We start from the raw sequence: 14,653 nt of genomic DNA, 5'->3' as shown, positions 1-14,653 counted from the left end.
GGGTATGGAAGGGGGCTGCGGATGCTCGACACACCTGGCGTGGCGAGCAAAAACCGGGGCGGGTGCAAGTGTGGGACAGCGCAAGGCACGCATCCCGCTACTGGAACGGCTTCACCAGTGGCGCTTTATTCCGCCAGTTGCGCCAGCAACTCCGCTTGGTGCTCATTGATCAGCGCCTGGGTCAGTTCTTCCAGGTCGCCGTCCATGATGGCGTCGAGCTTGTACAGGGTGAGGTTGATGCGGTGGTCGGTCATCCGTCCCTGCGGGAAGTTATAGGTGCGAATGCGCTCGGAGCGATCGCCCGAGCCGATCAGGCTCTTGCGGGTGGCGGCTTCGCGGGCCTGGATTTCGGAGCGCTGTTTGTCGTTGATGCGCGCCGCCAGCACTGCCATCGCGCGGGCCTTGTTCTTGTGCTGGCTGCGGTCGTCCTGGCACTCGACGACGATGCCGGTGGGCAGGTGGGTGATGCGCACGGCGGAGTCGGTCTTGTTGATGTGCTGGCCGCCGGCGCCACTGGCGCGGAAGGTATCGATGCGGATCTCGGCCGGGTTGATGTTCACTTCCTCCAGCTCATCTGCTTCGGGCAATACGGCTACGGTGCAGGCGCTGGTATGGATGCGGCCCTGGGTTTCGGTGGCTGGCACGCGCTGCACGCGGTGGCCGCCCGATTCGAACTTCAGCCGCGAGTACGCGCCGTAGCCGGCGATGCGTGCGATCACTTCCTTGTAGCCGTTCAGATCCGATTCGCTGGCGGAGACGATCTCCACCTGCCAGCGGTTGCGCTCGGCGAAGCGGCTGTACATGCGGAACAGGTCGGCGGCGAACAGCGTGGATTCGTCCCCGCCGGTGCCGGCGCGGATTTCCAGGAAGATGTTGCGCTCGTCATTGGGATCGCGCGGCAGCAGCGCCTTTTGCAGATCGAGTTCCAGTTCGGCCAGTGTGGCGTTGGCGCTTTCGATTTCTTCCTGCGCCATATCCTTCATGTCCGGGTCGTCCAGCAGCTCCTGGGCGGTGGCGAGGTCGGCCTGGGTCTGTTCGAAGCGGTGGTAGAGCGCGACCACTGGCTCCAGTTCGGCATGCTCGCGGGTGAGCTTGCGGTACTGATCCATGTCGCGCGTGGCACCTTCGGCGGCGAGCAGGGCGCCCACTTCCTCCAGGCGGTCGGCAAGCTGGGCCAGTTTCTGAACGATCGATGGTTTCATGCTGTGGTGTGATCCGTGATCCACATCCGCTGCGGGCTGTGGTGAGTGTCGGGTGGGGGCCGGGTGGTGCCTAGTCGTGGAGCCGGAAGATACGCCGGGTGGTGCGCAACAGGCTTTCCTGTTCCTCTGGGGCGGCGGCATTCAGTGTGGCCAGCGGCGCATGCAGCAGCTTGGCGGCCAGTTGCTCGCTCAATCGCTCCAGCACGTCGTTTGCGTCATCGCCCGCCGCCAGCCGCTTGCGCGCGCGCGCAAGCTCGTTGCGCGCGATGCGGTCGGCATGATCCTTCAATTCGCGGATGGTGGGTACCAGTGCGCGTCCCGCCAGCCACTGGCGGAATTCGTGCACGCCGGCTTCGATGATCAGCCCGGCGGCCTCGGCTTCGCTCTGGCGGGCGGCATGGCCGTTGCGCACCACTTCGGCCAGATCGTCCACGGTGTAGAGGTAGGCGTCCGGCAGGTCGGCCACTTCCGGTTCCACGTCGCGCGGCACGGCCAGATCGACGATGAACATGGGACGATGCCTGCGCCGCTTGAGCGCCCGTTCCACTGTGCCCTTGCCGACGATGGCCAAGGGCGCGGCCGTACAGGAGACGACGATGTCGAACTCGGCAATGCGCTCCGACAGGTCGGACAGCAGCATGGCGCTGCCGCCATATTGCTCGGCCAGCCGCGCGCCACGTTCCAGTGTGCGGTTGGCCACGGCCATGCCGCGGGGATGCTGCGCACAGAAATGCGCCGCGCACAGTTCGATCATTTCGCCGGCGCCGATGAAGAGCACCGAGCATTCCGAGACCGACGGGTAAAGGCGCTCGGCCAGTTTGACCGCTGCCGCTGCCATCGACACCGACGCGGCGCCGATGCGGGTCTCGGAGCGTACTTCCTTGGCTACCTGGAAGGCACGCTGGAACAGGCCGTTGAGCAGCACGCCCAGGCTGCCGGCTTCGCGCGCCACGCGCTCCGCGTCTTTCAACTGCCCCAGGATCTGGGTTTCGCCGAGCACCATCGAATCCAGGCCCGCCGCGACACGGAAGGCATGCCGCGCCGCGTCTTCGTCGATCAGCCGGTAAAGATGTGGCGCCAGCTCAAGTGGATTGCGACCGCGACTGGCAGCGAACCACTCCAGCACTGCGTCCACTTCATGCGCATTGACGTACAGCTCGGTGCGATTGCAGGTGGAGACGATGGCAGCCTCGGCCACGCCCGGCGCGCCGGCCAGCGCCGAAAGCGCGGGGGCCAGTTCGGCTTGGGAAAACGCCAGCCGCTCGCGCACGGCGAGGGGAGCGGTTTCGTGGTTGATGCCAAGGACAACGAGATTCATCGCGGGCGCGACAGAGCGAGGCGGAAAACCCAAGATTGTAACGCGAAAAGGCGGGGGGCTTTGTTTTGGCAGGAAAAGTTGGGGGGAGGAGCAAGCGCTACCGCTGCTGCGTGGCTGCTTTTGAAGCTACCCCTCACTCCTCACACCCAACTCCTCACACGCCTCACTTGCGCGCGATGGCGCGCCAGCCGATATCAGTGCGGTACTGCATGCGGTCGAAGTGGATCTGTTCGACCAGTTCGTAGGCGCGCTTTTGGGCCATCTTGAAGTTCTCGCCCAATGCGGTCACGCACAGTACGCGGCCGCCGGCAGTGACGGGGCGGCCTTCAGCATCCAGCGTGGTGCCGGCGTGGAACACATGGCCGTCTTCCAGCGTGCCGGGCAGGCCGGTGATGACGTCACCCTTCTTCGGTGTTTCGGGGTAATTGGCGGCGGCCAGCACCACGCCCAGCGCGGCGCGGCGATCCCATTCGGCTTCGACCTGATCCAGACGGCCATCGATGCCGGCTTCGATCAGTGCCACGAAGTCGCTCTTGAGCCGCATCATGATCGGCTGGGTTTCGGGATCGCCGAAACGGCAGTTGAATTCCAGCACCTTGATGCTGCCGTCTTCGCTGACCATCAGGCCGGCGTAGAGGAAGCCGGTGTATTCGATGCCATCCTTGGCCATGCCGGCTACGGTGGGCAGGATCACCTCGCGCATGGCGCGAGCGTGTACTTCGGGCGATACCACCGGTGCGGGCGAATAAGCGCCCATGCCGCCGGTATTGGGGCCTTCGTCACCATCGAGCAGGCGTTTATGATCCTGGCTGGAGGCCATCGGCAGCACGTGCTTGCCATCGACCATGACAATGAAGCTGGCTTCTTCGCCGGTGAGGAACTCCTCGATCACCACGCGGGCGCCGGCATCGCCCAGGCGATTGCCGGACAGCATGGCGTCGATGGCGTCGTGCGCTTCCGCCAGCGTCATCGCCACCACCACCCCCTTGCCGGCGGCCAGGCCGTCGGCCTTGATCACGATGGGTGCGCCCTGGGCATCCACGTAGGCATGTGCGTCGCGTGCCTTGGCAAAGGTGGCGTAGGCGGCGGTGGGAATGCCGTGGCGCTGCATGAACGCTTTGGCGTAGTCCTTGCTGGATTCGAGCTGCGCGGCGGCCTGGGTGGGGCCGAAGATCTTCAGTCCGGCGGCGCGGAACGCATCGACCACGCCTTGCGACAGCGGGGCCTCGGGGCCGACCACGGTCAGCGCCATCTGCTCCTTGCCGGCGAATTCCACCAGTTCGGGAATGCCGGTGATGGGGACGTTGACCAGGTGGTCGTCCAGCGCGGTGCCAGCGTTGCCGGGCGCGACGAAGACGCGCGACACGCGTTGCGAGTGAGCCAGCTTCCATGCCAGCGCATGCTCGCGGCCGCCGCCGCCGATGACGAGTATGTTCATGTTTTTTTCCAACCCCCGCTTTATTTGAATTCGTAGCGGCCGAACAGAAAGCCGACGTTGCCGCTGTTGAGACTGCTGTTGAGTGACGGAATGAAGGTACCCATCACCGAGACACGCCGATAGCGCAACGCCACCAGCGGCAGGATAAAGGGAAACGGTAACCCGCCGATGATGTCGTTCCGCGATGTGAGGCCCACTGTGTAACCCGCGCCGACCGACAACTGGCTGGCGGATGGCCACAGCCAGAGCTTGCCGTAGCCGAGCATCAGCTCGGGATGGTCGTGCGAATCGGCGAAGACCATGCCGTACAGGATGTCCTGGTTGCCTTGCTCATCGGTCAGGTGCTTGCCGAATCCGCCGCCCCAGGCATTGGCATTCAGTTCGGCCCGCTTCTCATCGGTCCAGGTGTGCGGGTCGTGCCAGGTATACCCGGTGAGGTACATGTCCCAGCTTCCTTCACTCGCGATCCTGCCGAAATGGGTACAGACGCTGGTTGCCCAGTCGCCGACGCCGCTGAAGCTGTCGCAGTCGGCCGCTTGCGCGGGGGCGACCAGGACAGGCAACAGGGCGGCGATGGCGAACCAGTGTCGTTTCATCGGATAGGCCGGATCAGTGGCGGAAATGACGTACGCCGGTGAACACCATGGCGATATCGTGTTCATCCGCCGCGGCGATCACTTCTTCGTCACGCACCGAGCCGCCCGGCTGGATGATGGCAGCGACGCCGTTCTCGGCGATCACGTCCACGCCATCGCGGAACGGGAAGAAGGCGTCCGAAGCGGCCACCGAGCCGCGCAGCTCCAGGCCGGCGCTGCGGGCCTTGATCGCGGCGATCTTGGTGGAATCCACGCGGCTCATCTGGCCGGCGCCGATACCCAGCGTCTGGCCCTGGCCGCAGAACACGATGGCGTTCGACTTGACGAACTTGGCCACGTTCCAGGCGAACAGCAGGTCTTTCAGTTGTTCCGGGCTGGGCTGCTTCTTGGTAACCACTTTCAGGTCGGCCAGCAACAGGGTGTGGCTGTCGGGGGTCTGCACCAGCAGGCCGCCACCCACACGCTTCAGGTCGTACTTGTTTTCGCCAGATTCCAGCGGTACTTCCAGCACGCGCACGTTCACCTTCTTGGCCAGCAACTCCAGCGCGGCCGGGGTGTAGGCGGGGGCGATCAGCACTTCCATGAACTGCTTGCTCACGGCTTCGACGGTATCGACGTCGATCGGCTTGTTGAAGGCGATGATGCCGCCGAAGGCGCTGGTGGTGTCGGTGGCGAACGCGAGGCGATAGGCGTTGTAGGTGTCGTTGGCCACGGCCACGCCGCACGGATTGGCGTGCTTGACGATGACGCAGGCCGGCTCGGCGAACTGCTTCACGGCCTCCCAGGCGGCGTCGGCGTCGGCGATGTTGTTGTAGCTCAGTTCCTTGCCCTGGTGCTGGACATAGGCGGACAGGCTGCCGGCGGCCGGGTGCAGGTCGCGGTAGAACGCCGCGCTCTGGTGCGGGTTTTCGCCATAGCGCATGTCCTGCACTTTCACGAATTGCAGGTTCAGACGGTTGGGGTAGGCGGCTTTTTCACCTTCGTCGGTCAGCGCGGTCAGGTAGTTGGAGATCGCGCCGTCGTAGGCGGCGGTGTGGCTGAACGCTTTCTTGGCCAGGTTCTTGCGCGTGGCCAGGCTGAGGGCGCCGCCATTGGCCTTCATTTCATCGACCAGCGTGGCGTAGTCGGCCGCGTCGGTGACGATGGCGACGTGGGCGTGGTTCTTGGCCGCGCTGCGCACCATGGCCGGGCCGCCGATGTCGATGTTCTCGATGGCGTCTTCGAAGGTGCAGTCGGGCTTGGCGATGGTGGCTTCGAACGGATACAGGTTCACACAGACCAGATCGATGTTGCCGATACCATGCTCGGCCATGGTAGCGACGTGGGCCTCCAGATCGCGCCGGCCCAGGATGCCGCCGTGAATCTTGGGGTGCAGCGTCTTGACGCGGCCATCCAGCATTTCCGGGAAGCCGGTGTAGTCACCCACTTCGATCACGGCCACTCCGCTGTCGGCCAGCAGCTTGGCGGTACCGCCGGTGGACAGGATCTCTACGCCTTGCGCGGCGAGCGCGCGCGCAAAGTCGAGTACGCCGGTCTTGTCGGATACGCTGATCAGCGCACGTTGGATTTTGCTCATTTCCTTCCTCGGTTTCAGGGCACCGCCCGGGGGCACGGGTGCGGGTCGATGGGGAAAGCGCGGAAGCGGTGGCGCGCTCCTTGCTCCTTCCCCTGGTCATTGGGTCGTGTTGCGCTATCCGTCTTGGCGGATATTCGAATCCGGATACGAGTGCGGCGAGGGTTCGACAAGCATCAACGTAGTCGGCAAATCTCGCCGGGCAAAGCACGACGCATTCGGCGCGGCGCGGGTGACCGGTTGGCGCCCGGTTTCGCCCGGAACTCGCGCCGGATGACGGCGTGCCGACGTTCGTTGATGCAGTTTCCTCACAGCAGATCGTATGTCTGCAATTTCTTGCGCAGCGTGTTGCGGTTGATGCCCAGCATTTCGGCCGCGCGCGTCTGGTTGCCGCTGACGCGCTCCAGCACCAGGGTCAGCAACGGCTTTTCCATGCGTGCGAGCACCATGTCGTAGACGGCGCAGGGCGCCTCGCCGTCCAGGTCGTGAAAGTATTGGTCCAGCGAGGCGACGATGGCCTCGGCGATGGGATCGCCTTCGCGTATGCATACGCGTTCGGCTGGTTGGTTCATGAGTCCCCCGATTGTTCTGTCTGCATGGTCTCCTCCATTGGGTCGACGTATTGCAGGTGTTCGCTCTCCAACGCCAGCCCATCGAAATAGGCCTGCGTTTCCCTCTTTTGCTCGGTAGTGGTTTCCAGCCGGTACATGGCCTGCCGGAATGTGTTGCTGCCTGCCAGTCCCTTGGTGTACCAGGCAATGTGTTTGCGGGCGATGCGGCAGCCCGAGTATTCGCCATAAAAACCGTACAGCGCGTCCAGGTGCTCCTGGAGCACGGCGCTGATTTCGCTCACGCGCGGCGCAGGCAGGTGTTCGCCGGTTTCCAGGTAGTGTGCGATCTCGCGGAACAGCCACGGGCGCCCCTGCGCGGCACGGCCGATCATGATGGCGTCGGCGCCGGTGGCCTCCAGCACTTCGCGCGCCTGCTCGGGTGTGCCGATGTCGCCATTGGCGATCACCGGGATGCCGAGCTGGCTTTTGACTTCGCGGATCAGCGCATAGCGCGCGCGGCCGGTGTACATGTCCTCGCGGGTACGGCCGTGGATGGCGATGGCGGCGATGCCGGCCGCTTCGGCGCGGCGCGCCACGCGCAGGATGTTTTCCTCGCCATTGCGAAACCCCAGCCGGGTCTTCAGCGTGACCGGCACGTCCACCGCGCCGACCACGGCGTCCAGGATTTCGCCGACCAGCGCTTCGTTCTGCAACAGCGCCGAGCCGGCCAGCTTGTTGCACACCTTCTTGGCCGGACAGCCCATGTTGATGTCGATGATCTGCGCGCCGAACTCCACGTTCAGCCGGGCCGCCTGCGCCAGTTGCTCCGGGTCGGAGCCGGCGATCTGCACGGCGATCGGTTCGGGCTCGCCGGTATGGTCCATGCGGCGCTGGGTCTTGGCGTTGCTCCACAGCGCATTGTTGGCGGTGATCATTTCCGACACCGCGTACCCCGCACCGAAGCGCCGGCACAACTGGCGGAACAGTCGGTCGGTCACGCCCGCCATCGGTGCGACGGCAAGGCGGTTGGGCAGCTGGTAGGGTCCGATGCGCATGGCGCGGGCGATGGATGGCGGTGGAAAAAAGGCGGGCATTCTAACGCCTGCCTATTTTTTGGGCAACCGCGCACGTGTACAAAACGGGGCCGCGACCCCGTTTTTTCACCGCCGCCCGTGGGCGGGCGGGCGCCGATGCTAGCCGATTTCCCATGGCTCGGCCTTGCCGGCGGCGATCCATTCCTGCATGGGGGGCAGTGCCAGTACCGTATCCATGTAGCGGCGGGCGTCGCCGGGAACGGCAATGCCATAGGTGACGAAGCGCGTCACCACCGGTGCGTAGAAGGCATCGGCCCATGAGAATTTGTCGAACAGGAAGGCGCCGCCATTGCCGAAGCGTGTGCGGCAATCGGTCCAGATTGCGACGATGCGGTCCACGTCGCTTTGCAGGTCGGGCGTCATTGTCACCGGCTTGCTGGCGCGGATATCCATGTTGCAGGTGCTGCGCAGCGTGGTGAAGCCGGAGTGCATCTCGGCGCAGACCGAGCGCGCGATGGCGCGCGCGGCCGGGTCCTGCGGCCACAGGTGGCGATCCGGAAACTTCTCGGCAAGATATTCGGCGATGGCCAGCGTATCCCACACCAGCAGATCGCCATCCTGAAGTGCCGGCACTTTGCCATTGGGCGAGTGACGCAGGATTTCGGCCTTGCTGCCGGACTGGTAGAGCGGAATCAGGATTTCCTCGAAGGCGATGCCCGCTACCTTCATGCCCAGCCAGGGGCGTAACGACCAGGACGAGTAATTCTTGTTGCCGATAACCAGTTGCATGAGAGGCCTCCGGATTGGTTTGGAGGACCATTCTAAACCTCTCGCCCCGGCGAAGCCGACGCTGGATTGTCAGCTTGGTTGGGCGGTGCGATGTACTACGGCAAGGCTGGCATCGCAGGGAGATCGACCGCTGGTGGGCTGATGGGCGGAGGCAATAACGTGCTGCCCCGCGAGACAGTCTGACGCTCGGCATGATTTCGCCATGCGCCAATGCAAATGCCCCGGCAGGCCGGGGCATCGCGTGGGGCGGGGCGGGTCAGTCCAGCTTTTGCTTGAGCAGCGCCAGCGCCAGCGCCGGATCGGCCTTGCCGCGGCTGGCCTTCATCACCTGGCCGACCAGCGAGTTCAGCGCCTTTTCCTTGCCGGCGCGATATTCCTCGACCGATCTGGCATTGGCGGCGATCACTTCCAGCACGATGGCTTCGATGGCGCCGGTGTCGGTTTCCTGCTTCAGGCCGTCGCGCTCGATGATGGTGTCGGCGCTGTCGCCCGAATCCCACATCTTCTTCAACACGTCCTTGGCCGTCTTGTTGTTGATGGTCTTGTCCGCGACGCGGGCGATCAGCGCAGCCAGGGCGGCGGCACTGACCGGGCAATCCTCGATGCCCTTTTCCTCGCGGTTCAGCGTGGCGGAGATGTCGCCCATGATCCAGTTACTGGCGAGCTTGGCATCGGCACCGGCGGCGACGGTGGCCTCGTAATAGCCGGCCAGCGCCTTGCTCGCGGTCAGCGTGACCGCGTCGTAGGCGGGAATGCCGTACTGTTGCTCGAAGCGCTGCTGCATGGCGTGCGGCAGTTCGGGCAGCGCGTCGCGCACGCGTTCGATCCAGTCTTCGTCGATCACCAGTGGCGGCAGGTCGGGATCGGGGAAGTAGCGGTAATCGTGCGCGTCTTCCTTGCTGCGCATCATCCGGGTCTCGCCGGTATCGGGGTCGAACAGCACCGTGGCCTGCTGGATCTTGCCGCCGTCCTCGATGGTTTCGATCTGCCATTGCACTTCGGAGCGGATCGCCTGTTCGATGAAGCGGAAGCTGTTCAGGTTCTTGATTTCGCGGCGGGTGCCGAATTCGGCCTGGCCTTCGGGGCGTACCGAGACGTTCACGTCGCAGCGGAAGCTGCCTTCCTGCATGTTGCCGTCGCAGATGCCGATCCAGGTCACCAGCGAATACAGCGCCTTGGCATAGGCCACTGCTTCAGCCGCCGAGCGCATTTCGGGCTCGGAGACGATCTCCAGCAGCGGCGTGCCGGCGCGGTTCAGGTCGATGCCGGTGGCACCGTGGTAGTCGCCATGCAGACTCTTGCCGGCGTCTTCTTCAAGGTGGGCGCGGGTCAGGTTGATCACCTTTTCCACACCGTCCACGTTGATGGCGATCTGCCCGCCCTCGACGATGGGCAGCTCGAACTGGCTGATCTGGTAGCCCTTGGGCAGGTCGGGGTAGAAGTAATTCTTGCGCGCGAACACCGATTTACGGTTCACGCGGGCACCGATGGCCAGGCCGAACTGGATCGCCTTTTCCACGACGGCTTTGTTCATCACCGGCAGCGCGCCGGGCAGGGCGATGTCCACCACCGCCGTCTGCGTGTTCGGCTCGGCGCCGAAGGCGGTGCTGGCGGGCGAAAAGATCTTCGAGCTGGTCGTGAGCTGGGTATGCACTTCCAGCCCGATGACGACTTCCCATTTCATCTTGATGTTCTCTCTTGTTGGCCGTCAGCCGGGCTGGCGGCGATACCAGTATCGATATTGTTCCGCGAAACCCAGGGCTGCATAGAGCGCCACCGCCGGGGCATTGTCGGCAACCACTTGCAGCAGCCCCTGCGACGCGCCCTGCTCGCGGCCCCAGGCCAGCAGCGTGCCGACCAGGCGCCGGCCATGCCCCTGCCGGCGCGCTTCGGGCGCGGTGACGATGTCGAACAGTGACACGCTATCCCACAGCATGACCGCATAGCCGCAGGCGATGAGACGGTCCGCGTCGCGGATCGCGGCGAAGGCGGTGGGGCAGGCATAGCCGGCGAGCATGCGTTGCGCGGTCTGTGCGTGGGCGGTGCTCAGGCGATTCAGCGCGATGAAGCCCCGTACCCAGGCATCGTCGGGCGTGGACGTCAGTGTCACCAACGGATCGGCCACGATAGCGGGCGTATCGAGCGATGCGGTGCGCACGCTGGTGGGGTCCACTACGGTGTAGCCCCGTCCGGCGAGCAAGGCGTCGAGCGCCGTCGATGCGTCGGTCAGCTTGAAGATCGCGGGCTGGCCGTGGGCGGCGTAGCGGCGTTCCACGTAGTCCACCTTGGCCTCGTCGGCCAGCACGCCCGGGTACAGTGGGCTGACCGAGTTGGCGCGCTTGGTGTAGCCCTGGGCGAAGCGCAACACCCAGCCATCCAGCAGCTCGGTGTTCAACGCCGGCCAGGCGCTGAGCGCCAGGCTTTCCAGGTGGGGGATCGGATGCATTTACAGCGCCGGTGCCCTGAGGTGCCAATCGGTCGCCTGCTGGAACCGGTGCGCCACATTCAGCAGGCGCGCTTCGTCGAAGTAATTGCCGATCAGTTGCAGGCCAACCGGGCGGCCGTTGGCGGCAAAGCCCACGGGTACGCTCATGCCGGGCAGGCCGGCGAGGTTGACGCCCAGCGTGTAGATGTCGGCCAGGTACATGGCGACCGGATCGTCGGCTTTCTCGGCCAGATTCCATGCCGTAGTTGGCGCCACCGGGCCGGCGATCACGTCGCAATCGCGGAACGCGGCCTGGAAATCGTTGGCAATGATGCGGCGGATCTTCTGCGCTTGCAGGTAATAGGCGTCGTAATAGCCATGCGACAACACATAGGTGCCGGTGAGGATGCGGCGCTTCACTTCCCAGCCGAAACCTTCGGCGCGGCTCTGTTCGTACATGCCGTTCAGGCCGTCGAAATCGGCGGCGCGATGGCCGTAACGCACGCCGTCGAAACGGCTGAGGTTGCTGGAAGCCTCGGCCGGCGCGATCACGTAATAGGACGGGATCGCCAGCCTGGTGTTGGGCAGGCTGATCTCGACGATCTGCGCGCCCAGCTTTTTGTATTCGGCGATGGCGGCGTCGATGGCGGCGGCCACGTCGCTGGCCAGGCCGTCGGCGAAATACTCACGCGGCAGGCCGACACGCAGGCCGGCCAGCGGGCGCTCCAGGTCACGGGTGTAATCCTCGCGCTCGCGTTGCAGGCTGGTGGCGTCGCGCGTGTCGAAGCCGGCCATCACGTTCAGCAGCAGCGCGCAATCCTCGGCGCTCTTGCCGAACGGGCCGCCCTGATCGAGCGAACTGGCATAGGCGATCATGCCGAAACGGCTGACCACGCCATAGGTGGGCTTGATGCCGGTGACGCCGCAGAACGCGGCGGGTTGGCGGATCGAGCCGCCGGTGTCGGTGCCGGTGGCGATGGGGGCCAGGCGCGCGGCGACGGCGACGGCCGAGCCGCCCGAACTGCCACCGGGCACGGCTTGTTTGTCCCACGGATTTTTCACCGGGCCGAAGAAGCTGTTCTCGTTGGACGAGCCCATGGCGAACTCGTCCATATTGGTGCGGCCCAGCGTGACGAGGCCGGCGGCGCGGCACTGTTCGATCACATGCGCGGAATATGGCGAGACGAAGTTGCCCAGCATCTTCGAGCCGCAGGTGGTCAGCCACCCTTCCTGGCAGAAGATGTCCTTGTGCGCGACGGGGATGCCGGTCAGCGGACCGGCGGTGCCGTCGGCGCGGCGCACGTCGGCGTCGTGTGCCTCGGCCAGCGTCTTCTGTTCATCCAGTGTGATGAAGGCGTTGAGTTCGCCGTTGTGCTGCCTGGCGCGCTGGAGGAATTCACCGGCCAGTTCCACGGCCGATACCTGCCGCGCGGCCAGCGCGGCGGACAATTGCTTGAGGGAGGATTCGATCATAGTGTGATGTGCGTCATTCCTGGTCGACATAGCCCATGCCGCGTTCGACCAGGTCGATCAGCGTGTGGATGACCTTGATGTGGATTTCCTGGATGCGGTCGGCATAGCCGAAGTGCGGCACGATGATTTCGACATCGGCCGCGCCCTTGAGTTTGCCGCCGTCCTTGCCCATCAGCAGGATCACCTGCATGTCGCGCTTGCGTGCCTCTTCGACCGCGCGGATCACGTTGGCCGAATTGCCGCTGGTGGTGATGCCGACCAGCACGTCGCCGGCCTGGCCGAACGCACACACCTGGCGGGCGAAGATTTCGTTGAAGCCGTAATCATTGCCGACGCAGGTGATGTGGGTCGGGTCCGAGACCGCCATTGCCGGCATGGCGGGGCGATCGCCGCGATAGCGGCCGGAAAGCTCCTCGGCGAAGTGCATGGCGTCGCAATGTGAGCCGCCATTGCCACAGGAGATCACCTTGCGCTGGTGCTGAAAGGCGTGGACGAGCACGGCGGCCGCGGCGTCCACGGCGGCGAGGAAGGCATCGTCGCCCCGCACGCGCTCCAGCACGGCGGCGGCTTCATCGAAATGCTGGCGGATGGCGGATAGGCTCATTCGATCACCTTGGGCACGAGATAGAGGCCGTCTTCGACGGCGGGAGCCACGGACTGGAAGGCCTCGCGGCGATTGGGGGCGGTGGCTTCGTCGTCGCGCAGGCGCAGGATCACGTCCTGGGCGTGCGACATCGGTTCGATGCCGGTGGTGTCCACCGCGCGCATTTCTTCGATCAGGCCGAAGATGCGGTTGAGCTGGGTCTGGGCCGCGGTCAGTTCGTCGTCGGTGACGGCGATGCGGGACAATTTGGCGATGCGTTTGACGTCGTCGTGGGACAGCGACATAGAGGGTTTCCTTGCTGCTTCGGGGCGCGCCGGAGGGGCCTGCGGGGCAGTGTAAACCATGCCCCAACCTGAGGCGCCTTAGGGTATCATACCGGGTTTGTTTCGCCCAAACGGGCATTGGGCCGCCCTTTCAGGGCATGGTGCGCTGCGGAACCAACGCGCCGCCATGCGCTCTGCGGCCTATACGAATCCTTCACCGGCGCGGTTTTGCCGTGTCGTTCTGCCCCACGAATTCTGAATTGCGAGAACACGATGCTAGGTATGCTTTCCGGCTATTTCGCCAACGATATCGCCATTGACCTGGGCACGGCCAATACCCTGATCTACATGCAGGGCAAGGGGATCGTGCTGGACGAACCGTCCGTCGTCGCCATCCAGCAGGAAGGCGGCCCGTCGGGCAAGAAGACCATCCTCGCCGTTGGCGCCGAAGCGAAGAAGATGCTGGGCCGCACGCCGGGCAGCATCACCGCGATCCGCCCGATGAAGGATGGCGTGATCGCCGACTTCACCATCACCGAGCAGATGCTCAAGCACTTCATCAAGAAGGTGAACCCGAGCCGCCTGTTCAGCTCGCCCCCCCGCATCGTGATCTGTGTGCCGTATGGCTCCACCCAGGTGGAAAAGCGCGCCATCCGCGAATCGGCCCTGGGCGCCGGCGCGCGCAAGGTGGAACTGATCGAGGAGCCGATGGCTGCCGCGATCGGCGCCGGCCTGCCGGTCGAGGAAGCCACCGGCTCGATGGTGGTGGATATCGGTGGTGGTACCACCGAGGTGGGCGTGATCTCGCTGGGCGGCGTGGTGTATGCGTCGTCGGTGCGCGTGGGTGGCGACAAGTTCGATGAATCCATCATCAACTATATCCGCCGCAACTACGGCATGCTGATCGGCGACACCACCGCCGAGGACATCAAGAAGCGTATCGGCTCCGCCTTCCCCGGCGCCGAAGTGCGTGAAATGGAAGTGAAGGGCCGCAACCTGGCCGAGGGCATCCCGCGTTCGTTCACCATCTCGTCCAACGAAATCCTGGAAGCGCTGACCGAGCCGCTGAACCAGATCGTGTCGGCGGTGAAGCAGTCGCTGGAACAGACCCCGCCGGAACTGGGCGCGGACATCGCCGAAAAGGGCATGGTGCTCACCGGCGGTGGCGCGCTGCTGCGTGACCTGGATCGCCTGCTGATGGAAGAAACCGGCCTGCCGGTGATCGTTGCCGACGATCCGCTGACCTGCGTGGTGCGCGGCTCCGGTCGGGCGCTGGACAAGCTGGACAAGGGTGGCGTGGCCATCTTCATCAACGACTGAACGCGGGTTCAGTCCAGCGGCTCAACCCAGAGGGGGCGCTGTTCGCCCCCGTGCCCGACTCCTGGCC

Annotated in this window: 14 protein-coding genes; 1 reads left to right on the top strand and 13 read right to left on the bottom strand. The window is 64.9% G+C overall.

What is annotated here, in order from left to right:
- Positions 1-125: 125 nt before the first annotated feature.
- From prfA to gatC, 13 genes are all read right to left on the bottom strand, one after another.
- A complete protein-coding gene (prfA, locus tag FAZ21_RS01495; protein ID WP_136771501.1) occupies positions 126-1,202 on the bottom strand; it encodes a peptide chain release factor 1 in 1,077 nt (358 codons plus the stop codon).
- Between the two features lie 70 nt (positions 1,203-1,272).
- Positions 1,273-2,520, bottom strand: coding sequence for a glutamyl-tRNA reductase (hemA, locus tag FAZ21_RS01490; protein WP_136771500.1), 1,248 nt, complete (start codon positions 2,518-2,520; stop codon positions 1,273-1,275).
- A 163-nt stretch (positions 2,521-2,683) separates the two neighbouring features.
- The gene (gene purD, locus FAZ21_RS01485) at positions 2,684-3,958 is read right to left on the bottom strand and encodes a phosphoribosylamine--glycine ligase (protein ID WP_136771499.1); all 1,275 of its coding nucleotides are present in this window, start codon (positions 3,956-3,958) and stop codon (positions 2,684-2,686) included.
- A gap of 20 nt (positions 3,959-3,978) precedes the next feature.
- Positions 3,979-4,554 (bottom strand): peptide ABC transporter permease, encoded by a 576-nt coding sequence (locus FAZ21_RS01480; protein WP_169307203.1) that lies wholly within the window; start codon positions 4,552-4,554, stop codon positions 3,979-3,981.
- Between the two features lie 13 nt (positions 4,555-4,567).
- Complete coding sequence (purH, locus tag FAZ21_RS01475; protein ID WP_136771497.1) at positions 4,568-6,130, bottom strand: bifunctional phosphoribosylaminoimidazolecarboxamide formyltransferase/IMP cyclohydrolase; 1,563 nt, start codon at positions 6,128-6,130, stop codon at positions 4,568-4,570.
- A 305-nt stretch (positions 6,131-6,435) separates the two neighbouring features.
- Positions 6,436-6,699 carry a helix-turn-helix domain-containing protein gene (locus FAZ21_RS01470; protein ID WP_211243333.1) on the bottom strand — a complete coding sequence of 88 codons (264 nt, stop codon included), beginning with the start codon at positions 6,697-6,699 and terminating at the stop codon, positions 6,436-6,438.
- Complete coding sequence (dusB, locus tag FAZ21_RS01465; RefSeq protein ID WP_136771720.1) at positions 6,696-7,733, bottom strand: tRNA dihydrouridine synthase DusB; 1,038 nt, start codon at positions 7,731-7,733, stop codon at positions 6,696-6,698. The genes FAZ21_RS01470 and dusB overlap by 4 nt, the downstream gene beginning before the upstream one ends.
- Before the next feature lie 138 nt (positions 7,734-7,871).
- Complete coding sequence (locus FAZ21_RS01460) at positions 7,872-8,501, bottom strand: glutathione S-transferase family protein (protein WP_136771496.1); 630 nt, start codon at positions 8,499-8,501, stop codon at positions 7,872-7,874.
- A gap of 256 nt (positions 8,502-8,757) precedes the next feature.
- On the bottom strand, positions 8,758-10,185 hold the full coding sequence (gatB, locus tag FAZ21_RS01455) for an Asp-tRNA(Asn)/Glu-tRNA(Gln) amidotransferase subunit GatB (RefSeq protein WP_136771495.1): 1,428 nt from the start codon (positions 10,183-10,185) through the stop codon (positions 8,758-8,760).
- 24 nt (positions 10,186-10,209) lie between these two features.
- Entirely contained in the window at positions 10,210-10,947 is a 738-nt protein-coding gene (locus FAZ21_RS01450; RefSeq protein ID WP_136771494.1) for a GNAT family N-acetyltransferase, read from the bottom strand.
- On the bottom strand, positions 10,948-12,399 hold the full coding sequence (gene gatA / locus FAZ21_RS01445) for an Asp-tRNA(Asn)/Glu-tRNA(Gln) amidotransferase subunit GatA (RefSeq protein WP_136771493.1): 1,452 nt from the start codon (positions 12,397-12,399) through the stop codon (positions 10,948-10,950).
- Between the two features lie 13 nt (positions 12,400-12,412).
- Positions 12,413-13,003 carry a D-sedoheptulose 7-phosphate isomerase gene (gene lpcA / locus FAZ21_RS01440; protein WP_136771492.1) on the bottom strand — a complete coding sequence of 197 codons (591 nt, stop codon included), beginning with the start codon at positions 13,001-13,003 and terminating at the stop codon, positions 12,413-12,415.
- Complete coding sequence (gene gatC, locus FAZ21_RS01435; protein ID WP_136771491.1) at positions 13,000-13,287, bottom strand: Asp-tRNA(Asn)/Glu-tRNA(Gln) amidotransferase subunit GatC; 288 nt, start codon at positions 13,285-13,287, stop codon at positions 13,000-13,002. Before gatC ends, lpcA begins: the two co-directional genes overlap by 4 nt.
- A gap of 252 nt (positions 13,288-13,539) precedes the next feature.
- Here gatC and FAZ21_RS01430 point away from each other — a divergent pair, with 252 nt between their 5' ends.
- Complete coding sequence (locus tag FAZ21_RS01430) at positions 13,540-14,586, top strand: rod shape-determining protein (RefSeq protein ID WP_136771490.1); 1,047 nt, start codon at positions 13,540-13,542, stop codon at positions 14,584-14,586.
- The last annotated feature ends 67 nt before the right edge of the window (positions 14,587-14,653 follow it).

Origin of the sequence: Chitiniphilus eburneus (genome assembly GCF_005048205.1) — a bacterium.
Classification (GTDB): Bacteria; Pseudomonadota; Gammaproteobacteria; order Burkholderiales; family Chitinibacteraceae; genus Chitiniphilus; species Chitiniphilus eburneus.
This window is presented reverse-complemented; position numbering and strand designations above follow the sequence as displayed.